A 25,670-nucleotide genomic window follows, 5' to 3' on the forward strand; every position below is an offset into this window, starting at 1 on the left:
CTCTAAGTCATCAATCAAAGAGTGACTCATTCAAAAGTCCTAATAATAATCCCGACGAGGTGATTGCCTGGGTCCAGCCGCTTTCCATGCAATAGGGCCCCCAACCCGTATCTCCGTTGTTGCCGAAGTATTCATCGATTTTCAAATCATAAGCGCGCATCCACCCTCCATGATAACGGGCATCCTCACTGTTAATTTGAATGTGACATATATAAGAAGACAAATCGTCATATAGCCTCTTATATCGGGTATGCCCAGTCGCCTTCCAAGCCTCCCACATGTTCATCAAGAGAAAATTATTTGTGTACAGCTGGTCGGCAATACCTTCCCCATTATGGATGAATACGCCGGCATCTTCCTTCCCGAACCTGTCCGGATCCGGATTGTCTGCTTCTTCGATCCCTCCAAGACGACTCTGATGAGAAAGTAGATATTCGACTATTCGCTCCAGTGTGGAAAGTGTCTCCCCGCTCTCATCGAATCGTCCTAAAAACCCGAGAGGTAGTACAAATCTGCTGTACCCCGAAGTTCGGCTATACATGAAAGAGAGATCATTCATCCGAGAGGCCAAGTACAAGCTTCCTTTTAACGCTGTATCTACGTATTCCTGTTTTCCTGTCACCAAGTAAGCTTGGATGAATGCGGCATGTGCAATGCTTTCAAAATGTGGATTTAAGCTGGGAGGTTGATCCTCAATTCCAGCGCGGCCTAATTCCACTATTTGGCTGCGGATTAATACGTTAGGTCTGACCCCATTCTGATCCTGGGTGGATAGAAGAGCTTCAGCAAGTGGCAGTCCCCGCTCAAGATAAACAGATCTGCCGGTTTTTCTGTGTAAATAGAGTAGGACGAAACATACCCAGGCATTATCGTCTGTGAACATCTGTTCTGGGTAATGTCCAGGAAAATCGTACCACTTAAAAAAACCATAGGATGGAGAGCCCTTCTCCAGGTCCTGATACCTGTTCTCAAACAAGTAATTCAACATTTGATGAGATTTTTCTAGTGAGCTAGGATCCTTCTTCCACGTACCATACAAATAGAAGAACAGAGCCGCATGCGCCGTACAGTCGGGTCTGCGGTCCATAGAGAGGGCGCCCGTTACGGAATGAATGTTCTCGAGTACACCTGCGCTCCCGTCCAATTCAGGCAGAATGCCGGATGCAGCAAACCATCTGTTGCTGGCTTCCACGGCCTCGTTCGGAGAAGTCCCATTTGAAGTCTTGATGACTTGCGGCCAAACGCTCAAAGGGAGCTTAGTCTCTTCTGCCAATGCCTCTATGATCCTTTTCCAACGATAATAAGGCCTAAATGCTTCCTTCATCTCACTGGAATAGAGAGAGAATGAGCAGTGCACTATCTTGCCGGCACCTAAACGTCTTATGGATAAACCGGGATGCGCAGCGGATGACACTTGCTCTTCCGCAAAGTGAGTCCCGTGAAACGTGCCAAACTCCAGCCAAGAATTATTCGGTTCGTCTGGCATAGGGAAGCCCATTGCATAAGCTCCATTCCATTCCAGCAGCGCGCCTTGTTCGACCACTGACTTCTCGTTTGCTCGAACTACTTTTAATTTTTCGAGGGTTCTGCGAGTCTTGGGAAAATCCTGTTTCCACCCGAGCAGCCTGGAATTGGGGAAATCAAAAGCCTCTACCAGCTCCGCAAACAGCAAACCTCCGTCATCCACATAACGCCATAGGCGGGACACTATAAAAGCGGGAATAACCGAAGGCTCGTCTATACGGGATGATCCGATAAGCATTAGCGCACCGTATTCCTCGATATTTATGGATTCTAGTTCCGCCCACGGGAACAATTCAGCACCTTGACACGGGATATAATCGAGAGGATGTTTGGAACAAATTGCAATTTTCATAGAAAGCCTCCTTCCATTTAAATAAAAATTCTATATACCCGCCAAGACGGTAAATTGAACCTGATAAGTCACACTGAATGAATGGAAGGCCAAGCTAGCTCTACTCCCGCTTTCTTCAGCAGTTCTTGGAAAGCGGCCAGTTCTTTCTCTTGGCTGCGAACTTGATGCGGCTCTAGACCCCGGTCCAAAGCATACGCCGCCAACCACCCTGCTGCCTCTCCGATATTCCATTCAACGGGATGCAGTCTGTAGCAGCCATTCGTTATATGAGTCGTCCCTATATTTTTGCCTGCTGCCAGCAGGTTCCGCATTCGAATCGGCAGCAGAGCTCCCAAGGGAATGTGGAAAGGATAGCTGGAAACATCGATATAAGAGCGCAGACCCGTACTCGGATGAAGATCGATTCGATAACAGCCAACTCCAACAGAATCCTTGTAGATCTCCGCGCCCCCTGTTCCTCTGAAAGCTGGGCTTAGATGCTGCTCCAGAACAGTCGTCTCCGCTCGAATCCGCCTGGATTCCCTGATATAAGGGGATTTGGCTAAGCCATCCTCAGTTCCCACTACATCTTTCCGAAGTCTAAGCCCAGGATACCCTTGCCCGCCATCCGGGCGCGGAGCCTCTGTCTGCATCCAATAGAGTAAAGAAAGGCTAAGTTGTTTGGCGCCGTGAAGGTGCTTTGCCCGTTCCTCTTCAGAAACATCAATGATCGAACCTAGCCAATAGTCATTCTGCGGCCAATTAACCAACGTCACGTCACTGTCGAAAGTGCCTTCGGCGAAATTCATTTTGTCAATGATTCTTCTATACTTCCATAAGGAGAACGACTTTCCATCCGGAAAAAAACTGTATCGGATAGGCTCCAAGGTATGCGGGACTAGACCCATCCAGCTTAACTGGCGATCCGGCCAGAAATCAGCTTGATAGCCCCGCCAAAAGTCGTATTGCTCTGGCTTTGCAATGGTAAAGTCCTGACCTTCTATATGGTCCACTGCATAGCAATAAGTGAAAGCTTGCATATCCATAGGATCGGGTGCCCCCGATAAAGCATGTGGCTCTCCTGTCTGTTCTACGGATTCAGCCCCTGTTACGTATTCAGTTCCACTTAATGGCAGGAGCTCACCTGTTTCTGTAGCATCCAAGAAAAAAGGGGCTTGGAGAATAATCTCTCCACCTTTGATCAGCTCTCTCACATGGACGGCTGTAATGCGGTCTCCTTCCGTTTCCACGTGAATTGGGAGATGCCCCACGAGAATTTCCAGCCGCCCACTATGCACATAAGGGGCCAACATATCCCTAAGGACTGCCAATGCTGCTCTGGGTTCATGAGCGATGCTGCTGACTATAGCATTTCCTGGGTTGAAGAGCACAGCTGAAGATGAACCCGCCGCTATAGGGAAATTACGCTTATAATAATCACGGATTCGGTTCCTAAACTCCCTATACGTAGCTGTACAGCCAAACTGTTCCACCCACGGATGCTCATCAGGAGGTACTGCCTGATTCGTTAGTTGACCACCAATCCAGTCTGTCTCCTCCGTCATAATGACCTTCTTGCCGGCACGTGCTGCCGCAAGTGCTGCTGCGCAGCCCCCTGTTCCTCCACCGATAATGACAATGTCTGCCTTAATTTCATTTCTCATATTCCCAGCTCCTTACCCATTAAGTAGTCAACTGCAGCTTGCTGTAAAGAAGGTGCTCGATCGTACATCAAGAGCGTAGGTACATCTGGAAGATGCTGCAGGTCATAATTAGAACCGAAGTGAACGAGAATCACGTTCTTCCTCTCTCTAGCAATTCGATTGACCTCGGATAACACCTCAGAATTCATTAATTTATTGTAAGTGAGAGAGATAAGTAAAGGTCCCGATCCACATGAATTCATCGTTTCTACTATATCCTCGTAACTCTCCATTCTCTTTTCCATGGCAAAGACCTCATCCATACACAGTTGGTTACGAAAAAGCTCAGTCTGCCGATCCCACAATAAACACCAGTCCTTCGTACGGTCTCGCTGGGCAGTGAAGATTGGTTTCATGCCATGGACAGGTGTAACCGCCTTCTTGGCCAGCTTAAGGCTGACTTCTTCATGGTGGGGGTTCGCCACAAAACGCTCAGCATCTGTTATCAGCTTTGACTCCATCTTCTCACGATTCAGGTCATATTTCTGTTTAGCCTCCAAAATGCGGGCAACGGATTTCTCGATTCTCTCTATCGAGATACGCCCTATTTTTACAGCATTAATCACTGCTTCCACCATAGCGTCTTCCTCATCAGGGGTTTCCCCTGTCGCGAGCAGGATATCAGCTCCCGCTTCAATAGCAAGGATACATGCATCTGGCAAGGAATAGTTGGCTGTTACCCCTTTCATGGATAGGCCGTCTGTTACGATTAGTCCCTGGAAACCTAGTTTATTTCGCAACCACCCCGTTGTAATCTCCCTCGACAGAGAAGCAGGACGAAGGGAGGCGTCCCAAGCAGGAACAGCGATATGGCCCACCATGACAGCGTCTACCCCCGCGCGAATGGCCTCTCGGAAGGGAGCAAGCTCGAAGCTTTCTAGTCTTTCAGACTGGAAAGAAAGCACAGGTAACGCCAAGTGTGAATCTACATTCGTGTCTCCATGCCCGGGGAAATGCTTTGCCGTCGCAATCAAACCGTGGTCTTGGTACCCTTCGATAACAGAACATGCCAGTTCAGCAACTAGGTCACGATCTTCCCCGAAGGAGTGGGTCCCGATGACCGGGTTATCCGGATTGTTATTGATGTCCACCACCGGACTGTAGTTGAAGTTAACTCCCATAGCTAATGATTCCTCGGCCGTTATTCGTCCCGATTCATAAGCAAGATGCACGTCTTTCGACACCCCAAGCGCTTTATTTTTCGGAAAATGAACGGCCCCGCCCTGAAGCTTGCAGCCTGCTCCTGCTATATAATCCGCGGAGATGAATAGGGGAATGCCCCGCCCTGCCCCTAAAGCGGCATGTTGAAGCCCATTTGTTAGGGTTCGAACCTGCTCTGGATCAACCAAGCTGTCCATATCCAGAAAAATCCCCCCAATCTTGCGTTCCACTACCAATCGCCTTGTCCGCTCAGAAAGCTCAGTCCCTCGGTTGGTCAGAGTGAACAACTGTCCTACCTTCTCCTCCAAACTCATTCTTGCCAACATTCCGACTATCTCTGTTTGCCTCCACATTCCTTTTGCTCTCCTTCACTTCTTGCTTGTTTTACATACTTTCCCTGCAGATTAGTGCCGAATCTTGAAGGTAAACGGTTTCATTTAAACTTGCTTTTTTTTCCCATTCGCATATCGAAGCTGATATTCAGAAGGCGATTGCCCTGTCTGCTTTTTGAAAGCCTTGCTGAACGAGTGGATCGATTGATAGCATAGTAATTCAGCCACGCGGGTTACTGTGTTACCCTCATCATGGAGAAACTGGATAGCTGTTAATATCCGTCTCTTCGAGCAGTATGCCTGAAGACTGGTTCCCATCTCTTCTCTAAATACATGGGATAGATAAGAATAGCTGTAGCCAAGCGCATCAGCAACCTTACTAAGATCTTTCAGCTCCAAAACTCGTTCATTCATATATTGAACCGCAAGCTCAGCAAGTTCCCTTTTGCCCCCAATGGCTGGAGAGATATGCTCAGGCTTATCGATATTACGCTCAACTTGTCCCAAGTAATTGCGATATGTCGCTACCAATATCTGATTTACATAGCTTCCCGTCATCAACAGCAGGTGACGATTTTCGTACCGAATCTCTCTAAGTAATTGATCGAATAAGTCCGCTAACCCCCAGTGGGCCTTGCGAACCGGATCTTTCTTCTCCAGTAACATGCTATTCATACAAGCGAAAGGATGCTCACCGCTCTCTGAATCATGAAGCTCAACCCGGATGTAACAGATCTGCAGCTCATCTGTATCTTTTGAGGAGATCATGCAAGTATGACCCGGCATTCTAACCAAGCAGTCACCTTTCCGAATCTGGTATACGCTACCATGCATAGAGATAACACCTGATCCCTCAGTCACATACCCTATATCCCAAAACCAATCCTCATGAGGACCTTGAAACCCGACTGTATCTCGAAATAACCGACGCTCCCCAACTTGATGGAGGGTGAAAAAATCGTAAATAAAAGGTTTCTTCAACCATGCTGCTTCCGGTAAGGTCTTGTTATGCCGAACTGTAAACAACTGGTATGCCATTTTGTTCCCTCCCTCATGACTTTACATAGGTGATGGCTCACTCTGATCTATCTCTTATTTTCGTAAAAACCGGGCTCTATTGAAATGATGCAATCTTATGATAAACAAGAAAATCTTACGGTATTGTGAAATCGGTTTCTTCAGTTCCAGACAACCCACTCTCAACTTTCCTGGTTCCTCTTGCAAAAAGGGGCAGCCCCCGAACCGCAAATGCATGCGCTCCGGGGACTGCCCCATTCCGAATTTATTTATTTTTTAGATGTTGCGTACCAATCTGTTAGTTCCTTAATCACTTCGCTGCCGCCATCAGACTTCCACTGCTTCAAGAAGTTATCGTAGCTGTCTAACTTTTCCGCTCCTGCGAAAACTTTGATAATGTAGTCATTCTCGGATTTAGTGAGTTTTTGGATATTTGTACCGAGTAGAGGAAGCGGTGGCGCGAAAATTAAAGGATCATTCTTGCCAAAGGACATCTGCTTCTGAATTTCCTCGAAGGTTGCATACAGGACCGGATCCTTACGCACCCTCAGAAGCCACAGATCTTTGAACACTTCCGGATTCGTAGAGGTTAAGAACCAATCCGCGTTGCCGCGGTCATCATTAAATTTCGGAAGAATAGGGAACATCTTCCCGTCCTCTTTCTTGAAATGAACGCCTTCCTCACCGATAGATAAATTTTGGAACAACTCAGGTTGAACCTTTAAATCCATGTATTTCATTGCCTCTTGCTTGTTTTTAGAAACCTTAGGTATAGCAATATACCAGCTGATTCCTCCACCTTGAATCATTTGAGCTTGTGTTCCGTCCTTGCCCTTAAGTCCCGGTATGAGCGTGATCTTAGCTGCAGGGAAGTTTTTCAATGTCGCTGTTGTTACTGCCGGGGCCATTCCCCAGCCGTAAGGAATGACTGCTGCTTTGCCGCTAGAGAATTTCTGTTGTACGGTTGCTGCCTTGTTCACAGGCCATTCCGGATCCAACAGCCCCTCGCTGTAAAGCTTACTCATAAACGCCAGGTATTCCTTCATCCCCGGATCGTCAAGGCGGTTAACCAGCTTTCCATCCTTCTCTATCCACTGTGTCGCAATGCCAAAGGCGCCGGAGATTTCTGTGATCACACTCTCAAATCCCGCAAACGGAATCATGTCCTTTTTCTTCTCTTTGATAGTCTTCAGTAGCTGATAAAATTCATCAAGACTTGTTGGCACCTTCATACCTAGTTCATCAAGGACATCTTGGCGTATCGCTAGCGAGCTGCCAACAAAGCCTCTTGGATGTCTTTCAGGAATCCCGTAGATCTTACCATCAACCTTGGCCGCTTCGAAGGACTCCGGCGTATTAATCTTCGCAAGTGTCTGTCCATAGTTCTTCAGGAGATCGTCTAAAGGTTCAAGTGCCCCTTGAGTGGCCAGCTTCCGATACTGGGAAGCAGATAGTTTAAGAATATCGTAAGGCTCTTTATTTGCCATCAGCAGGTTCAGCTTGTCGTCAGGATTTTCCAAGGGCAGTGTTTCATATTTTACCTTGTACCCCGTCTTTTCCTCCAACATCTTCGCAACAGGATCTTGATTAGTGTCAAAGTTTCGTTGGAAACCAAGCTGTCTTAGCTCGGGTTTAGGAGCATCCACCTTGGCAGATGCGCTTGGGCTTGTCCCTGTTGCCCCAGTACCTGAGCTTCCATTATTAGCACCACAGCCAGCTAGTACTGTAACAGCTAACGAAACACATATTGACATGGAAATTAGTTTCTTCATCTAAACTCCCCCGGATACGAATACTTGAGAGGAAATAACCTCTCTTCGTTCACTATACCACTGGTCCATTCTTAGGTATTTGTCAGAAGATGCTGACTATGTTGTCAGGATACGCCTTCTGATGGATGTTTCATGGCAGGGAATCGAATCGTCACCTTCGTACCTTGACCCACTTCGCTTTCATAAGACAATCCAAATGAATCCCCGAAATAAAGTTTGAGCTTCTCATTGACGTTCTTGATACCATAGCCTCCACCTTGGTCACCTGAAAGCAGTCTTTTCATCTTTTCCTCCGTCATTCCAACCCCGTCATCTTCCACGGTAAATAGAATCAGATCTGAGCAAATTTGACCAGAGATTCGAATCAGACCCTTTTTGTTTGCCTTCTCCCGAATTCCATGTAGAATAGCATTTTCCACAATTGGTTGAAGCACAAGCTTCACTGTCGTCATCTCCAGGATCTGTTGCTCCACCTCTACGGATACTTCAATACTGCCAGAAAACCTTTTGTTTTGAATATCTAGATAAATTTGAACATGAGCTAGCTCATCTTCAATGGAGATCACATCCTTCCCCTTACTCAAACTTAATCGGAAAAACTTTGCCAATCCTCCAACAAGGTAGCTGATGTCCTGGGCCTTATGCTTCATTGCCAACCAATGAATCATATCCAGAGTATTGTATAAGAAGTGTGGGTTAATCTGAGCTTGCAAAGCTTTAAGCTCGGCATTCTTCTTTCGGACCTCTTCCTCATATTTCTCCATGATAAGACGCTTGATATTGTCCGTCATCCGGTTGAAATTTAACTGTAGAATACCTATCTCATCCTTACTATCCACGGGAATATGCATGTCCCACTTTTCCACTTCGATCCTCTTCATCTGCTTGATGAGAAGGCTGATTCTTCTTGTAATCCCTCCAGACATGAAGAAGGCCATTATAGTCGCGCTAATTATTGACAAGATAAACAGTAACAACATATAGCTGGCTATTTGGTCGCTGTATTGCATTATTTCCTTATGTGGAATAATCGCTATAAGCTGCCAATCCGTCCCTTCCACCTTCTTGTAAGTAACGAGGGATGCTTTACCATTAACCTCTAGGTTCTGATAGCCTCTGTCTCCGCTCGTCTTCATAATCTCCTGGAAATATATCGTTGAAGACAAACTTTGACCGATCGTATTTCTGTCCAAACCCGAGATGACATTTCCTTCACGATCAACCAAGTATACCTCTCCACCATCCGTGATTTCCGTTTGCTTGATGATGCGATAGATACTATCCTCTAGAATATCTAAAGAGACGAGACCAAGGACGTCCCCAAAGAAGCCTTGCGTTTGCAGGGTGCGCATACAAGAGATAATGTGTTGAGAACCCCTCTGATCCTGATAGTCATGGTTATACGTAGAGCGGCAGTAAAGACCACCATTTTGCTCCAGCACCAGCTTAAACCACCAGTTATCCTTGAAATTCTTCATATTAAAAATCGTGCTATTTTCCTTGGCGAATATTCCCGAATCGTTAACAAACAAACGGATACTGAAAATTTCTCTGCTGTTTTGAGCTGAACGGATCATATCCAGGAGCCGGTTGTAATCGTCTATCTGGTCGACCAAAGGATAGTTGTTAGGGGACTTCAGCAAAATTTGCAGCAGCTCTTTATTCATAAACAGCATGCTAGAGACATCCTTCACATTATTAAGCTTATAAGAAATGAATTCGTTAGCCTGCTCGAAAGCTCGATGCGTTGATTCTGCGACCTGCCGCTCTATCATTTTAGTCGTCTTATTATAGGAGAACCATGTAACGGCTGCAATGGTGATAGATATCAGCAGCATGTATGAGAGAAGGAGTTTATACTTAATTCTCAGGTTCCGTAAATATCCCGCCCGAAGCATTTTATTAAGTTTCATGGCGCAACTTCCCTATACTCAGAAGGCTTGAAGCCTGTAAGCTTGCGGAATACCTTTGCAAAATAATTCGGATCTGAATATCCGACCTTCAGAGCAATCTCGTATAACTTTAGGCTTCTATCCTTAACCAATTGCTTGGCCTTCTCTATCCTGACTTGCGTAATGTACTCATTAACAGCAATCCCTAGCTCTTTTTTGAAAATCAGACAAAAGTAGGTCGGTGTTAAAAAAACTTGCTTGGATATCATATCGATGGATAATTCTTCATGATAATGATTATGAATGAAAGCTACAGCTTCGCGTATGACTGCCTTGTCTGGCTGAGTCCCGAGATGAGCTAACCCATCTCGAATCTCTTCTAATTGGCCTTGGAGAAAATGGGCTATCGACTCGAGCTGTCCATTTGCAAATAATTCCCATAATTCAGCGTTATCCTGCTCTGTGATTGCTTCCAAAAACACTTTGGATAGGATGATATACAATTTAAAAAGTCGTTTGCGAATCGCTTCAATTGAAGGTGATTCCAACCTTCTCAGCTCGCGAACTACTTCCTGTAGCAGTTCGGACGCAAACTCAAATTCCTGACGTTGGAGATGCTTCTCGAATCGGAGAAAGGTGATCTTCTCATGAATAAGCTTCGGCTTCGCGCCCCGACCTGTACGCTCATGAAGAATTGTCGAATTCCAACCCCTATAGAAGCTAAACTGAAGCGCCTCTGAAGCTTGCTGCACCGAGTCCATAATAGCTTCAAAGCTCCCTACCGTTCCTCCTACACCTATGGAAAGTCGGGTATGAAGCACATTCCGAGCAAATATCGATAACGAATTCATCATCAAGACGATGGTTTCATTTTCCTTCCCATCCGTCAATTTAAATACTGCAGCAAGTAGGTGATCATATTCGCAACACAAGCCTTCTAACCCGTAAGCACGAAACATTTCTTCGAGTTTCCCTATTAGAGTCATGTTCATCCTGCGGTCTTCACCCATAATCTTGCAGCATACATAGCGAGCATCGTTGGTACCGATAGCGTGGACGGCAAGCCATTCTTTCTCCAACTCTATAACTGAACCGGTGCCTGCAAGTAAGGCTTGTAAGGCCTTCCCTGTTAAGAATGGCCTAGACTTAATCATTTGCTGTTCCATGTCCTCCAGCCGCTCTCGATTCAAACGCTCTTGTCTGCAAGCCTCCGCTGTTTTAACCAATACCTCCTGAAGCTTATCCAAGTCAACAGGCTTTTCCACATAATCAATGGCTTGAAGTTGAATCGCAGATCTCAAATATTCTACGTCCGAATATCCGCTTAGAAATATGATCTTACAGCCTGGCACCTTGACTTTAATTCCTTTAGCCAATCCAATCCCATCGAGATGGGGCATTCTAATATCGCACAAGGCGATATCCGGCTGGAGCCTCACAGCTGCCTCGAGCCCTTCAAGGCCATCCTCTGCTTCCGCCACAACTTCCATCCCCAGCTCTTTCCAAGGGATACAAGATGTAAGACCCTCCCGGGTAATCTCTTCGTCATCTACAATCAGCACTTTTAGCATAACTGGCCTCTTTCCTTTCCTGTTATGTCGTCGTATGATGTCTGCGGAACAGGCAAAGGGGGTGCCCCTATCAGGCACTCCCTCATATCCATCTATTTTATCAAATTAGTTAATGATTTACACTTTATTAAAAAAATCAACCTTTTACTGATCCTACAAGTACACCCTTTACGAAATATTTTTGCAGGAATGGGTATACAGCCAAGATTGGAACGGTAGCCGTAATGATAGATGCGGCTTGAACAGCCTCCGGACTTCGGTTAAGATCCTTGCTGATGTCGATCATTCCCGACTGGCCAAGCACATCATTGGTGGCTGCGATCAATTCCTTGAGATACAACTGCATTGGTTTTAAGTCCGGACGGCTAATGTAAACCATGGCGTTAAAGTAACTGTTCCAGATCAGAACCGCATAGAAGAGAGCAACAGTCGCTAACACTGGCATCGACAACGGGAGCACAATGCTCCAAAGAATTCTCATGTTGGAGGCTCCATCCAATTTGGCCGATTCCTCTAGACTATCCGGCAAACCTTCGAAGTAATTCTTGATCAACAGCATATAAAAAACTTGGATCATACCCGGTAAAATCAGTGACCATATTGAGTTGATCAGACCCAAATTTTGCATAAGTAGATAATTGGGTATCAACCCTCCATGGAAAAGCATAGTGAACACGTACAGCAGCAGGATAGCCTTTCTTCCTTTAAGCCCGGGCTTAGAGAGCGGATAAGCCGCCATCGTGGTCATAATGAGCGAGAGTGCTGTATAGGTTACTGTAATAAATATGGTTATCCGGAAGCTGTTCATAAATTGACTGTTCCCAAGAACCAATTCGTACGTTCCGATTTGGAAATCTACGGGGAAGATTGTGACCAGTCCAGAGATGACTGCCGCTTCGCTGCTGAAGGATTTAGCGAGCACGTTTAGGAATGGGAATAGCGTGGCCATGCCTAATAGGATGAAGAACAGGTAGTTGCTGATATAGAAGATACGCTCACCTGTAGATGCTTTGATCGAAGGCGCTTTTGCCATCACCAGATGCTCCTTCCCAAATATTTTTTGCATAAGGTGTTACCAAGAATCACAAGGAGGAAGGCAGTTACCGATTCGAAAAACCCGACAGCAGTCGAAAAGCTGTAGTCAGATGTTCCTATCCCTACACGGTAAACATACGTCCCAATCGTGTCTGCAACACTATACACCACGGGATTGTACATCACTAGAATTTGTTCTGTACCAGCTTCCAGTAGTTGACCCATTTTAAGGATAAACATTAACGTGATCGTGGGGATCAGGCCTGGCATAGTCACATGGAGCATCTGCTTGAGTTTATTAGCCCCGTCCATTTTTGCAGCTTCATATAACTGCGGATCAACCCCGGCAATTGCGGCAAGATAGATAATAGTTCCCCACCCCACCTCTCTCCAACCCTCTGACAATACGAGTAGTGGCCTGAAATATCCGGCGTGCATGAAGAACGGGATGGGATCACCGCCGAGCTTAACGATAGCGGCATTAATAATGCCACCATTGACTGAGAACATATTGATGAACAAACCTCCCACAATGACCCATGAGATAAAATGGGGAAGGTAAATGACAGATTGTACAATTCTTTTAAAAGCCATCTTCCGAACCTCATTCAAAAGAATGGCCAAGATGATAGGAGCCGGGAACAGAAAGATGAGTTTCATCACACTAATAATCAAGGTATTCGATAATACACTGAGGAACTGGTCATTGACGAACAGCCGCTTAAAATGCTTAAGCCCGACCCATGGACTCTCGGAAATCCCATTGAAAATATTGAAATCCTTGAAGGATATAATCAACCCATACATTGGGGTGTACTTAAAGATGGCCAGAAACAACAGTCCCGGCACGAGCAAAAGGTACAAATCCCAATCCTTCATAATATCCACAAAAACCCTATTCCCTTTTTTGACGGGCCATGGATTCGGTGCAACCTCCACTTGTAATTGCATACGCGCCATCCTTTCCTGAACAAGTTTTATTCGTATATTCTTATTTTAATTGGAATGGAAACGCTTTTTTAATATCTTAATCTTATGATTAGGGAGAAAATCTTATGGTATTTCAGAAATAATCCCCGATATCTGGAACAGTTGTGGATTAAAGAGCTGCTGGTACACAAAAAAGAGCAGGATGCTTGTTTTTACCAAGTATCCCGCTCTTTTTTAGTAGCTATTTAGCATTTAACTTCTCGCAAAAAATTACTTTCCGATTTTAATTTCTCCAGATAGCTCCGCTGTTAGATTAATCAGAGGACTTCCAATAGGTTCATTTCCCTTCCATAACTGGATGGACACTACTTCTTTTTGTTTTTTTGCAGCCTTCGCTACTATCAACCGTACAGTATAATTTTCCCCGTCAATCGTCTTCTTGCCTTGCAGATACGCGTTATCTTCAGAGACAATTGCCCAATCCACAGATGCCATATCCACATCATAACCATTCGGCTCAACGTGCATTCTCCATTTATCTTTATTATCGCCGCTCAGCTTTACATCTAAGTGTAGTTTGTTGCCAATGCGCCCAAACAGATTGTCAGTCGGTAAATGGATAAAGCCATTAATCTTCACTTCTTTGTCGGTCTGATTACTTACTGACAAATCGGTAACCGTAGACGCGTTCATATAGTTCCCGTTCTCCGCAAGCTCCGTACGAATATCGTACAACCCTGCAGGCAACACCACATTGGCGGATACATTACCTTGATTGTCGGTTGTATATATTTCCTGAAGACCCGGCACTACAACAGGCGTTCTTGAACCGTCCATCCCAATGGACTGAATCATGAACCGTATCGGCAATCCCCCAAGCTTGCCAAGACTTCCATCCTGCTCCTGCTGCACTTGTGCAGCCAGGAGATGAGGATGTGACTCAACTGCCTGTCGGTTACCCGTATAGGCTACTGCTGCATTTTCCTTATTCACTGTTAATAGTGCTGTGTTACTTGCACCACGCAGGAATTTGCTATCATTCTGCATATGCACAGCACTGATGTCGTTATACCAGTTGCTAGAGTTAGTTGTACCGATTGCCACAGTGTACATTGCAGTTGCCTGCCCTTGCGCATCTGTTTGTGCCGTTCCCACAACCTCTCCGTTCACTTGGAACGTGATTGTTTCTTCGACTATAGGGGCACCGCTTCTATCCACTAACTTGGCTTTAAGCGGAGTAATGTCGCTGTATACTCCTATAGCGTTATCGACGGTAAGAACTGTGCTGGAATATAAGCTAAAATGTGTTTCATTCGTAGCAATATTACCTGCTTTGTCCACGGCCGTAACAGTAAATGTATGATTGCCAGCTGCTGTTATTGCAGAACCTTCCGTCCACGGTTCTCCATCTAGTTTTACAGACAACTGTTTCAATCCGCTGCCTTGATCGGATACAGTTACAGTCGGACTAACAGTGTCTGTATAATCTTCACCCTCTGCCAACCCGTATATAGTAATCGTTGGAGTTGTTACATCTGACTGCACAATTACAGGAGGTAATTCAATAACTGTGCTTTTACCGAGACCGGTTATATGGGCATAAACTTTAAAGGTATGTGCACCTGCTGCTGGAGCTGGAATCGTCACGGTTACTGGTGTATCCTCACCCGCTCCGATCGTTTGTGCTACTATAAGGTCTCCCTCTTTAACGACAATTGTCGAACCGTTAGTTGCGGCCACTTTGAATGTTATATCCGCCCCCCCCACTGCATTCGAAAGCGGTTCTTCTCTCATAGTAAGTACTGTTCTTTCCTCAGGGGAAACTACAGTAGCTACAGATGCGTTGTCCATATAGACGGATGCAACAAAAGATGCAGCTCCAACCATGATCAATCGAATAAATTTTGCACCAGCAGGCGCTGGAGTCGTAAGAGACACGTTATCCCATTGATTGATCGTTGTCGTTACTTCCTTGCTCATCGTAACCCCCCCAACGACTGCCATCTCTTTACCCGTTACATCATGGTAACGAACTTGTAGAATAGGACGATTGGAAGAGCGGCCTGGAGGATTACTGGTACGGAATACATCCATGGATGAAGTATACGTTCTCCCTCCAATCACGGGAACTAATCCAGAATCTACCGCTACCTCCAGAGCAGTCTCATTATCAAACAGCCGCAGGCTGTTGCTCCCGCTCTTCGCCTGATCCGTTGAAACTTCAATAGCGGCTTGCTTGCCAACGTGAGTCTCTGGCTTGCGGATAGACCAGCCCGGGATCGTACCGTTCGCATTCAGTGACTGCTCAAAGCCGGCATTCGTTACATCCAGCTCTTGTGTTATAGGACCCGCTGGTGGAGTTTCCGTTACCATCTTCTTAAATACTTTCACATCGTCAAAATAGGCTGTTCCTACCCAAGTTAGCGAGCAGAATAAGACGAGTCTACCTGTCACCGCGCCTTCTGGAGCTATCGAGCTAAATTCTGCATGGGCCCATTGCCCGTTTGGAGATGAGAAGTAATTCGCCGGTGCTGGGGTTACTTTGATTTCCTTGCCGTCCGAATCGTAATAGTTCATTGAGAAAATAGTTCGCCCGCTGTTCAGGTGAATGTCAGCTTTCCCCGTATACGGCAGACCCGGAGTGACTGGGAACGGAATAGAAATAACACCCGTTTCTGCTTCAATCGAAGTATCCGTGATCTTCAAGCTGCGTGTACCTTCGTTAAACTTCTCATTCGTAACTTCATAATTAGCAACACTCGTTCTGGATGCATGCTGTTCCCAGCCAGGAATTGTTCCATTTTGATTGACTTCCTCGAAGTTGCCGTTCACAATAGGAATTTTCACATCATTGTAAGTTGGTGGATTACCTGGAGTTACAGTAATTTTTTTCAAAATGGCTGCTTCATTGTAGTAAATGTTTCCATCATTTCCTACGACCATGAGGTTGGTCTTGGTTCCAGGAATGGTTACATATGCCATTGTTTTGGGATCCACAACCGTTACGGTGCTGCCGAGAGTCGTGTACAAGAAGCCATCTTTGTCCCAACGCAGTTTCACCGGAACCCAATAGTGACCGAATACCCAATTGGTTGAATGAATCTCTTTCTGTTTAACGATTTCATAAGTATCTGGATTCATTGCGAACAGGGTACCGTAGGCAGCCCCCCATAATAATCCATCCGGACCGAACGACAATCCGCCTATCGCCTTTGGCTTTACTCCGCCTGCCTGCTGAATAGCTGGAGTAAATTCTTTTATTACTTTCTTGGTTTTAACATCCCAAACAAACATTTTTGCTTCTGTCTCGCTTGGTTCTATTCCTAAGCCACCCCATACCGAGGTAGATCCATATAGTAATCCCTCGCCTTTGACCGCACCCTTTCGGTACGCAAGTCCCATGATACTCTGGTTCTGTACGACATTTCGATAAGTTTCCCAGGTCGAACCGTCGTAGATCGTAAGAGCACCACCTAATTCACCCAGTTTCGGGATGGTTCCATTGAATAACAACTCATCACCCGTTACCATCACGAATGGACGATCTTGTTGCTCACCTATCTGATGAATGATCTTCGGATTCAGATTCCGTTCAAGTGGAAGAGTTGTATCTAGCTCATGTATAAAACTAGCCGGGTATACGCCAAACATCATTTTGTTGCCATATGGAGCCATTCCCTCAGCCTGCCCCATACTGAACAACTCTTTGTTACCGGTCTCAATGTTGTAACGTGCTCCGTAAGAACCCAGATAACCAGAACTGTATAACAAGCCTTCAGGACCTAACTCCAAGGATTGTATAGATACGGGTGTTCCAGGTACAACGGGTTCAAAAGTTTTTACAATATTGCTCGTAAAGTTCAATGCGGAAATCCCTCCATTCGTTAAAACCGTAACAAGGGATTTACCTGGAAGTTCAGGATCATTCATCTCAACCCATCCCGGTTGGCGAAGGTACGTAGAGAACTCAAGATTGGTCGGTGTAATTTCTCGCGTTTCCAGATCGAATATCTGAATTTTCCCTTCCATGCCTAAATACACTTTTCCATCCAGCTCTGGTGAGACGTGCATCCCTCGATAATATCTATCGAGATCTTCCACCGATGACCACTCGGGCAGCCAAGCTTGAGCATCCAAATCATAAATGAGCAATCTCTGTGAACTCAATAGAATAAACATATAATTTCGCACGATACTAAACGAATAAAGTTGCATAACTTTTTCTTCTGTATACTTGGGAACGTTTGGAAACGGAATGAGTACTTTACTGCCGTCATTCGGGTTTACTTTATACAATTCACCGACGGCTCCAGTGCCTGCATATAGATACCCATTATAGTAAGCTACCGCTCTTATATAATCCTTGCCCGCTGAAAGCCGATCAAAAACGGTGAGCTTGTTTAAGGTAGCTTCATATTTAAAAATACTGCCTGTCGGAAATGTACCTCCGTAAATATTGTCATGTTCATCAACTGTGAGTCCGTATAGTTCACTTGCACCTGCAATGCCTGCTAGTCTCTCTACTTGTTTAGTGACAGGGGAGTATCGGTATAGTCCATTGTTTGAACCCAGATATACTTGCCCTATAGAATCGATCACATTACTGTTTGAACTTCCTCCTTGCGGTAACGGAACCGTGCGGATCAAGCTGTAATTTTTCATATCCACTACGCTAAATAATCCCGGATCACCTGTTACGGTTGTGTACATAACCTGTTTGCCATCCTCTACACCAAAAACAGCATCTGACGCTTTAGGTGAGGTGACCATTGGACCAATATCTTCTGGTGGAGAGAATAGCAACGGAACTACGGGAGATGACGCCGCCTTTACAGTTGTTTGCGGCAGGATGGGAACGAATAATGATATTCCCAGAATAGCGATAAGCATACTTGTCATCATTTTACGTGACTTCTTTACAATCTGTTTTGATAACATTTTCTCAGCTCCTCTTAATCAAAATTCACACTTAATGATTGCGCTTACAATCAAACACACAAACATATTCCTGTGAGACAATCCAGATCATCCGTCAAAAGTAAGTATACATTTGCTAATATTTTATTAAAGATATTATTTTCTAGGATAGTTCCAATTTCTACATATGAAGTAAGCATATGTGTGTAAAATGCTATTACAGTGGTATTGTTCCATGTGGAAAATGAGCAATCGATGAATATAAGAAGGTTAGTTAGCAAAGGTGAGCAGGGTTATCGTTTGGAATGAATTTGCTATACTCCCGTTTGTTGATTAAAAAGGCTACCTTTGCGGTAGCCTTATCTTTCAGACGATTCAATTGCCACGTATCCGCAAACGGTACTCGCTTGGGTTACATCCCATTTTCTTTTTAAATGAGAAGCCTATTCTCAATAATCGAATGCTCCCTGGAGCCGTAACTGATATCTTCAGGGCTTCCGACGTCCGTCGGTAAGTAAATGCGAAGCGACAGCACACCGCCGGAAGCAAGTACCCCCCTTGGACTCTGTCTTCTTCTGGATTATTAATAATGAAATTTAGCCTTATAAGGTCCTCCTTTTTTTGCACATTTCGTTCATTTAGAGAAGGAATGAAAAATGAATTTGGTGATAACAGAAGAGCTTTTTCAACATCTTCTAACATCCATTCCATCGTTTCTTTCCCCGCTTCCTTGTTTGTCGATAGTGCTCTGATATCCTTGTCCATCAACAATTTTGCTGAGTTTTTAAACAGCTAAACATCATTCTCAATATCATCTTCAGCTCTGGGATCAAATTTAATCACATGAAAAAAATGCTTAGGCTGGACGCTTTTCAGCAGATATCCCTCAGCTCCGAGCGAGATCGCTTCCGCTGCATTATCGGTATCCTGAAACGTGGTCAGTATGATCACTTTGACATCTGGCCAACGCTGTTTGATGATGCTATTTCCAGGGTAGGATCTTCAATTAATGTGCTTTCGGCATTCGTAATATGGCTATAACTCAATGTAAATAATAAAAACAAACTACAAAGCAATACTAATTTCTTTATACTTTTCCCCATTGAACTCACCTCTTTTTTAAGTATTTAAATTGGATAATCGAGTAATATGAGCTTGAATTTTTTCAATCTCTTTATTTTTAGATAACCACCAATTACGACTCCATATCCTGTGTATTTTCCTACTCTCTAGGAACCTTTGTCTATACAAATCCCTTTCACGAGCAACTTTCGAGGAATGATACGCTGCCCCATCACATTCAACACCTAAAATGTATCTCTCTTTAGTCATGGGATCTAATATCGCTAAATCAATCCGATAACCTGAAAAACCAACTTGAGTGTGAACTTCATAACCACATGCTCGCAAAGCCTGGCAAACCTCTTCCTCAAACACACTATCGAAAATCAATTGGTTACTAAATTCTTGAACGTTAGTCGCATCAATAAGACCGTTTAGAATCGATTGAGCAAGTTCAAAGTTACCATCAGAAATAGCTTTACCGTACTCCAGATAACGTTTGAATAATCTTACACCCTTTGCATAAGTTTCAACTCTCGTCCATTCGCTCGGTTCAAATGAACATACAATGTAAACTTTGATTTTAGCACGGGAAATTGCAACATTTAGTCGGTTTTCCCCTCCATCCCTTGCTAATGGTCCAAATTGACTAACCATTTTACCAGAAATGTCTTTTGCATAACCAATTGAGAACAAAATAACATCTCGTTCATCCCCTTGAACATTTTCAATGTTTTTCACAAAGAGACCGACATTTTCTTCTCCATTCTTACGAGCTTTCGCTGCTTCAATTAATATTTGAACTTCGGGATTACTTGCAATCCTTTCTTCCAAAACATCATTGATAAGGTCAGCTTGCTTCTTGTTAAAAGTGATGATTCCAAGTGTTGGTTTGCTCACATCTTTCTGAAGGATATCCAAGACTATATCAACCGTTTTCTCTGCTTCAACTCGATTTGATTGATTTTCCCAACGTCCTTCAACTGAAATAAATTCAAAAGGCTTTGCTGCGCTTCCCTTACTATCATTGTTTATTTAGCTATAGTTTCCAGTTAACAGAACAATGTATAATTAAAAATGGTCTATAAAAAATCATTCTAAGGGAGCGGTTAGTTTGACTGTATACTGGAAAAATCATAGGGTTAATTCGATCACATACGAAGACAATACAGAGATAGAAAATGAAGAGTACCATTCAATGATATTTAATAAGTTTCGTAAACACCCACTTTGCTTACTCACTTCTATAGAAGAAGTGGGAATGTTTATAAATAGTTTCGATAATTGGCACGAAAAGGTTGAAAGCGACTTAGAAGCTATAGTGTTTAATGAAGTTGTAAAAATCGGATTAAGCCCTATGGTTAATCCGCTACTTAAAGATGTTGTAAATGAAGATCTTTTAGAAAGACCACTTGATGATAGTACAGGGCTATTCAGATTAGACCAAGTTTTATATCTAAATAATCACCCGATACTTTATATCGAGTTAGATGGGAAGCAGCATGAAAATCAAACATATACTGATGCAGAGAGGGAGGCAATTATATTAGCTGTATTGCCACAGACTAATTTATTACGAATTTCAAGTAAAGAAATCAGGGAAAATCGAATTCAAGTTGCCAACACTATAAAAAGAACTTACCATTATGTTTCAAAAAGATATTTGATTACTGAAAAATATAAAAATGAACTTGCCATTTTAGACTTAGATTATGAAGATGTACCAGATTTAAAAATCAAAACTGCTATTCATAAAAGAACTTCAGACTTAGGTAAATTGTTAAGGGAAGAAACTATGGGGGTTTAGGATAATGTTCGAATAGTTAATGACTCATTCTGATATTTTACTTTGAATAACAATAGAAGGTATGCCATAATTTCAACAATGTGTGTCTCATATTTAGGCATTAATTATGATACAGATTTTGAACCGCTTATGTGTTGTTCGTTTAATTAACAAAGAGAGACCCTCAGCAACGGGCTGAGGGTCTAAGTTATATTTTAAAGGGGGGGTGGCTTTTATTATAAGTGTGATTTATTAATTCCAGATGAAAATAATATTTAATTATTATTATTTTACTTAACACTTTCCATCCGTAAGAGTGCAAGATTGCAATACAATAATATAACGTAAAGTTAATATTCATTATTCCTTCCAACAATCCGCTGTGGCAGATCCGAGATCATACCACACTCCTTTTCTATACTGAAATCGATCCAATACCTCCAAGGAGATGATATATGCCGTCATGCCTTCAATTGGATCAGGCACATCATCCCAACTTTCATAGAAATCACCTTTTTTGTAATATGCCAATGCAAAAAAGTGATACCAAACAATCCTGTGCCATGGATATTTTCGTAATAGATCATCAGGACTTATTTCCAATCCAAAACTATCGCTTAAATATTGTGAAACATCCGTAGCAGTTAATTTCTGAGTTGAGTCCAAGTTTGCTTCACCACCGAATAAGAACATTAGTTCTTATATTATATGGAGTGATTTCAATATTATCAACACAATACAAAAACGTCTGTAAATAACACCCTATATATGTAATAATAGTGCATATCATTTTTCTTTAGAGGAGCGCAACATGGCAAAACAACGGCAACTCATCGAACACTCAGATTTTGAACGGATGCGCGTATTCCATCAACCCATTTCAATCTTTTTAAATAGAGAACTGATGGGAAGCAATATTCTCATACAAACTCACGATAATAAAATCGTTACTGACAGTAATGGTGAGAAATATTCGAAGGAAACTTGTCAATTCCTAAGAACGAGGTAAGTATTTATGGCGTGCTACTAAAAGGTGGACACCGTTTAGATTCATTCGTGGTTTAAAGAATGCTAGTCGAACGATCATTACAAACATCAATTTGTAAAGAACGGTTTGATTAACGCATGCTGATAATTAAAAGGGAGTCCACTCTTGCTTAGGCGGACTCCCTTTTAATTCAAGCAATAGAAGGATTGAAAATGAATTTTGATGAAGCATTTTTATGCTCCAAACTTCTCACCCACAAATCAATTAATTCTCGCCCTTCAATTAGTCTTATATTTAATCCCTCTGCATAAGCCCTTGCATTTGGGGTAAAAGTGCTTGTGGTAATTACATAACCACCTTTAGCATTTTGTTTTATCATTTGCGAGTGAATAATCGCAATCGGGTCAAAAGACACTGGGTTATAGTCTGCATAACATTTTATTTGCCCAAGATACAACCCATCACCACGTATTTCTTCAATATCAACACCGAAATCACCCGACCCAATAGTTACAATTGCTTCACTCTGATTCACGTCCTTTGCGACCTATATTACTACAGTATAATTAATCAAACTCGTTGTCTTACACTTTGTGATAATTATCTAATCGCATAGCATAATCGGTGTGTTTTCCATCATAAACTTTTTGATCATTGTCTCAAACTTAACGATCGAATCTTAAACTTAACGATCGAATCTTAAACTTTATGAGAACCTACACTTTTTGAAAAAACAAAAATAAGGAGGAGCCAGGGCACCCCGCCCTGGCTCTCTCCTACGAACATCTGCTATAGCCGCAGTTGATACAATTCTTACACCCTTCGCTGTTCACCAGCGAAGCAGATCCACAAGACGTGCACAGGTCCTTCGCCGCGCTCGGAGCTGCGTGCCCATGAGACCCTGCACCGCCTGCCGCTGTCGCTGGCGCAGCCTCAATCACTTCACTCGTCGCGGTCACGTAGTTCCGCGCGTCGTCTGGCTCGCTCATCACTTCGTCGTGCTGCTCGAGCGCTTTGGCAACCGCGTCCGCGATTGACTCAACGCGGTTGTTACCGAAACCAATAGCGCCGGAGCCGCCAATGCCTTTCAAGTGCTTCACGAGCAGCTTCACTTTGTCACCGTGATCGCCATAACGCAAGAACAGAGAGCACACGCGACCGAGTGCTTCGGACATCGCGAATACGTCAGACCCTGCTTTTCCTACGTTAAGGAAAATCTCACTTGGCGTTCCATTCATATCATTGATGGTGATATACGCCATACCGAATGGGGTATTCACTTTATAAGTCGCGCCACGCAGAATTTGCGGACGGCGCTTGTATTGCTTATCGAAGACTTGTTCCGTCTTGGCGTCCACGTTCACTGCTAGTTTGCCAGAAATAGAAGCGAAGCTTTCCTTTTCCACAACAGCCTCTGCCGCGACAGCTACTGGAGCTACTTCCGGCTGAGCCTCAACTTTCACTTCATCCTTCTTATCCGAGCTCGTGCTCAACACCTGGACATCACGACTTCCATCGCGATAGATGGTCACACCTTTACAGCCTAGATCATACGCCAGTTCATAGAGTCGCTTCGTTTCTTCAACGGTGAAATCAGCAGGACAATTAGCCGTCTTCGAAATCGAGCTGTCTACCCAAGTTTGAATCGCTGCTTGCGCACGAATATGATCTTCGGCGGACAAGCTCATCGATGTAACGAAGTAATCCGGCAGTTCCTGATCTGGATTCGCATCCTTCCAATTCTGCGCAATCGGCACATATTGTTTATCGAAACCAAGACGGCTCTGACGATAGTATTCGAATGCAAAGTATGGCTCGATTCCCGTCGATGTGCCAACCATCGTCCCTGTACTTCCCGTTGGCGCCTGTGTAATCACAGTGACGTTACGCATCCCATGCTGACGAATCGCTTCGCCAACTTCCGGATAGACGCTGGTCATCTTCTTCATAAAGCCGCTTTCCATAAATTTATCTTCAATGAAAGCTTGGAAGGATCCCTTCTCACCCGCAATCTCAGCTGAAGCAAGATAAGCTTCTCTGGCCATGAAACCATAAATCTTATCCAAGAATGCTAATGATTCTGGACTGCCGTAACGAATTTTCAATAGGATCATCAGTTCAGCAAGTCCCATAGTACCAAGACCTACACGACGTTCGTTTTGTTGATTCGCCCGATTCTCTTCAAAATGATAAGGTGTTTTATCAATGACATTATCAAGAAAACGCGTGGAATAGCGTACGACTGTAGCCAATTCTTTCCAATCAACATCGTGGTTCTCGGCATCATAGAACTTAGAAAGATTGATTGCAGACAGGTTGCAAACGCCCCAAGCTGGAAGCCCCTGTTCCCCACATGGATTCGTACAAATAATAGGATTGAAATACCAACTGTTGGACATTTGATTGTAATATTCCAAGAAGACAACACCAGGCTCAGCTGATTTCCAAGCGGATTCAATGATCGAGTGCCATACTTCCCGAGCACGTACAGTACGATATGGCTTAACAGCCTTGCCCAACTTTTTCCAAGCATCTAAATTGCCGTCCCATAACTCATTGTACTCAGGATCTGTCGTATCTGGGAAAACAAGTTCCCACTCCAAATCCTCCTTCACAGCTTTCATGAAGCCGTTGCTTACGCACACGGATAGGTTCGCGTTCGTAATTTGCCCCATCGTGGACTTCACAGTAATGAAATCCTCCAAATCAGGATGCCAATCATTGATCATCAGCATCAATGCGCCACGACGACTTCCCCCTTGCTCGATCAGGCCAGTTGTATAGCTAAAAAGCCCACCCCAAGAAACAGCACCGCTAGAAGACCCGTTTACTCCCTTAACAACGGAACGTCTCGGACGAAGGGACGATAGGTTAATCCCTACGCCGCCACCACGCGACATAATTTCCGTCATTTCACTCAACGTGCTCATAATGCCACCACGACTATCCTTCGGTGAAGGAATAACGTAACAGTTAAATAGCGTTAATTCATCACTTGCATCAGCACCAGCAGCAATACGCCCCCCTGGTACAAGCTTCCAGTCATTCAGAATGTATCTGAATTTATCCGTCCATTCTTGACGCTTTTCCGGTGTTTTCTCAACAGATGCCATAGCGCCTGCCAAGCGATCCCACATTTCTTCCGGCGTTTTCTCCATATTTAACGTTAGCTTCTCAACTGCAGATTCAACTGTTTCCCCACTGCGAGTTCGAACTTTCACGATATTACCATCACGACTAATAATTTCGCCAACCTCTTTGGCAGGGAATTTGGGATCATCCTTCGTTAGAACAAGGACCGTGTCCCCTACTTTTGCGTGGCTCGTATCCGCATTTTTTAGTGCGTACCGATCCAAAAAGATTTTCTCACTCAAACCATCCAATTTCTTACTCTCGTAAACTTTCCCCATGATTCATAAGCCTCCCAATAAACTGCATTTTCAGCTGCAATTAAGATACGAACTGCAAGAAATGATAGCCTACAATTCACAATATCTGGTATTACCAAAACATTATACTACACAAGATATGGTTCAACCATTGGCAAAAGTCCTAAAAATACGAATTCCTAATCTAAAACCAAATTTGCTAGCTTTGACGCGCAACTCTTCCTTTGTTAACCTATAAGTAGGATACCACATGAAGCCAT

General features: G+C 43.9%; 16 protein-coding genes. 1 reads left to right on the forward strand and 15 read right to left on the reverse strand.

Annotated elements, in window-relative coordinates; genetic code table 11:
• Positions 1 to 10: 10 nt before the first annotated feature.
• The 12 genes from AC58QC_RS01640 to AC58QC_RS01695 form a co-directional block, all read right to left on the reverse strand.
• Positions 11 to 1,876 carry a hypothetical protein gene (locus AC58QC_RS01640; protein WP_497413466.1) on the reverse strand — a complete coding sequence of 622 codons (1,866 nt, stop codon included), beginning with the start codon at positions 1,874 to 1,876 and terminating at the stop codon, positions 11 to 13.
• Positions 1,877 to 1,944: 68 nt separating this feature from the next.
• A complete protein-coding gene (locus AC58QC_RS01645; RefSeq protein WP_497413467.1) occupies positions 1,945 to 3,519 on the reverse strand; it encodes an FAD-dependent oxidoreductase in 1,575 nt (524 codons plus the stop codon).
• Complete coding sequence (locus AC58QC_RS01650) at positions 3,516 to 5,072, reverse strand: glycoside hydrolase family 3 protein (protein WP_497413468.1); 1,557 nt, start codon at positions 5,070 to 5,072, stop codon at positions 3,516 to 3,518. Before AC58QC_RS01650 ends, AC58QC_RS01645 begins: the two co-directional genes overlap by 4 nt.
• A gap of 84 nt (positions 5,073 to 5,156) precedes the next feature.
• The gene (locus tag AC58QC_RS01655; RefSeq protein ID WP_497413469.1) at positions 5,157 to 6,089 is read right to left on the reverse strand and encodes a helix-turn-helix domain-containing protein; all 933 of its coding nucleotides are present in this window, start codon (positions 6,087 to 6,089) and stop codon (positions 5,157 to 5,159) included.
• Between the two features lie 248 nt (positions 6,090 to 6,337).
• Entirely contained in the window at positions 6,338 to 7,840 is a 1,503-nt protein-coding gene (locus AC58QC_RS01660; RefSeq protein WP_497413470.1) for an extracellular solute-binding protein, read from the reverse strand.
• A gap of 104 nt (positions 7,841 to 7,944) precedes the next feature.
• Entirely contained in the window at positions 7,945 to 9,753 is a 1,809-nt protein-coding gene (locus tag AC58QC_RS01665; protein WP_497413471.1) for a cache domain-containing sensor histidine kinase, read from the reverse strand.
• On the reverse strand, positions 9,750 to 11,303 hold the full coding sequence (locus AC58QC_RS01670) for a response regulator (RefSeq protein ID WP_497413472.1): 1,554 nt from the start codon (positions 11,301 to 11,303) through the stop codon (positions 9,750 to 9,752). The genes AC58QC_RS01665 and AC58QC_RS01670 overlap by 4 nt, the downstream gene beginning before the upstream one ends.
• 136 nt (positions 11,304 to 11,439) lie before the next feature.
• Positions 11,440 to 12,336 carry a carbohydrate ABC transporter permease gene (locus tag AC58QC_RS01675; RefSeq protein ID WP_497413473.1) on the reverse strand — a complete coding sequence of 299 codons (897 nt, stop codon included), beginning with the start codon at positions 12,334 to 12,336 and terminating at the stop codon, positions 11,440 to 11,442.
• Positions 12,336 to 13,289, reverse strand: a complete 954-nt coding sequence (locus tag AC58QC_RS01680) for an ABC transporter permease (protein ID WP_497413474.1) — start codon at positions 13,287 to 13,289, stop codon at positions 12,336 to 12,338. Before AC58QC_RS01680 ends, AC58QC_RS01675 begins: the two co-directional genes overlap by 1 nt.
• A 249-nt stretch (positions 13,290 to 13,538) precedes the next feature.
• Positions 13,539 to 18,206 (reverse strand): OmpL47-type beta-barrel domain-containing protein, encoded by a 4,668-nt coding sequence (locus AC58QC_RS01685; RefSeq protein WP_497413475.1) that lies wholly within the window; start codon positions 18,204 to 18,206, stop codon positions 13,539 to 13,541.
• 771 nt (positions 18,207 to 18,977) lie between these two features.
• Positions 18,978 to 19,136: a hypothetical protein gene (locus tag AC58QC_RS01690; protein ID WP_497413476.1), complete on the reverse strand. Its 159-nt coding sequence runs from the start codon at positions 19,134 to 19,136 to the stop codon at positions 18,978 to 18,980.
• 168 nt (positions 19,137 to 19,304) lie between these two features.
• Positions 19,305 to 20,282 (reverse strand): PDDEXK-like endonuclease domain-containing protein, encoded by a 978-nt coding sequence (locus AC58QC_RS01695; RefSeq protein WP_497414055.1) that lies wholly within the window; start codon positions 20,280 to 20,282, stop codon positions 19,305 to 19,307.
• A 79-nt stretch (positions 20,283 to 20,361) separates the two neighbouring features.
• On the opposite strand from AC58QC_RS01695, the gene AC58QC_RS01700 reads away from it, so the two are divergent.
• Positions 20,362 to 21,054 carry a DUF559 domain-containing protein gene (locus tag AC58QC_RS01700; RefSeq protein ID WP_497413477.1) on the forward strand — a complete coding sequence of 231 codons (693 nt, stop codon included), beginning with the start codon at positions 20,362 to 20,364 and terminating at the stop codon, positions 21,052 to 21,054.
• Between the two features lie 339 nt (positions 21,055 to 21,393).
• Here AC58QC_RS01700 and AC58QC_RS01705 read toward each other — a convergent pair whose 3' ends face one another.
• From AC58QC_RS01705 to AC58QC_RS01715, 3 genes are all read right to left on the reverse strand, one after another.
• On the reverse strand, positions 21,394 to 21,699 hold the full coding sequence (locus AC58QC_RS01705) for a hypothetical protein (protein WP_497413478.1): 306 nt from the start codon (positions 21,697 to 21,699) through the stop codon (positions 21,394 to 21,396).
• A gap of 512 nt (positions 21,700 to 22,211) precedes the next feature.
• Positions 22,212 to 22,556 (reverse strand): restriction endonuclease, encoded by a 345-nt coding sequence (locus AC58QC_RS01710; RefSeq protein ID WP_497413479.1) that lies wholly within the window; start codon positions 22,554 to 22,556, stop codon positions 22,212 to 22,214.
• 241 nt (positions 22,557 to 22,797) lie between these two features.
• Positions 22,798 to 25,431: an adenosylcobalamin-dependent ribonucleoside-diphosphate reductase gene (locus tag AC58QC_RS01715; protein ID WP_497413480.1), complete on the reverse strand. Its 2,634-nt coding sequence runs from the start codon at positions 25,429 to 25,431 to the stop codon at positions 22,798 to 22,800.
• Between the last annotated feature and the right edge of the window lie 239 nt (positions 25,432 to 25,670).

It is taken from the genome of Paenibacillus sp. J22P51, assembly GCF_059692215.1.

What these genes read in the sequence shown, in the direction of transcription:
- AC58QC_RS01640 (WP_497413466.1), bottom strand. Translation starts at nt 1,876, where the DNA reads ATGAAAATTGCAATTTGTTCCAAACATCCTCTCGATTATATCCCGTGT.
- AC58QC_RS01645 (WP_497413467.1), bottom strand. Translation starts at nt 3,519, where the DNA reads ATGAGAAATGAAATTAAGGCAGACATTGTCATTATCGGTGGAGGAACA.
- AC58QC_RS01670 (WP_497413472.1), bottom strand. Translation starts at nt 11,303, where the DNA reads ATGCTAAAAGTGCTGATTGTAGATGACGAAGAGATTACCCGGGAGGGT.
- AC58QC_RS01660 (WP_497413470.1), bottom strand. Translation starts at nt 7,840, where the DNA reads ATGAAGAAACTAATTTCCATGTCAATATGTGTTTCGTTAGCTGTTACA.
- AC58QC_RS01655 (WP_497413469.1), bottom strand. Translation starts at nt 6,089, where the DNA reads ATGGCATACCAGTTGTTTACAGTTCGGCATAACAAGACCTTACCGGAA.
- AC58QC_RS01685 (WP_497413475.1), bottom strand. Translation starts at nt 18,206, where the DNA reads ATGTTATCAAAACAGATTGTAAAGAAGTCACGTAAAATGATGACAAGT.
- AC58QC_RS01715 (WP_497413480.1), bottom strand. Translation starts at nt 25,431, where the DNA reads ATGGGGAAAGTTTACGAGAGTAAGAAATTGGATGGTTTGAGTGAGAAA.
- AC58QC_RS01675 (WP_497413473.1), bottom strand. Translation starts at nt 12,336, where the DNA reads ATGGCAAAAGCGCCTTCGATCAAAGCATCTACAGGTGAGCGTATCTTC.
- AC58QC_RS01680 (WP_497413474.1), bottom strand. Translation starts at nt 13,289, where the DNA reads ATGCAATTACAAGTGGAGGTTGCACCGAATCCATGGCCCGTCAAAAAA.
- AC58QC_RS01650 (WP_497413468.1), bottom strand. Translation starts at nt 5,072, where the DNA reads ATGTGGAGGCAAACAGAGATAGTCGGAATGTTGGCAAGAATGAGTTTG.
- AC58QC_RS01665 (WP_497413471.1), bottom strand. Translation starts at nt 9,753, where the DNA reads ATGAAACTTAATAAAATGCTTCGGGCGGGATATTTACGGAACCTGAGA.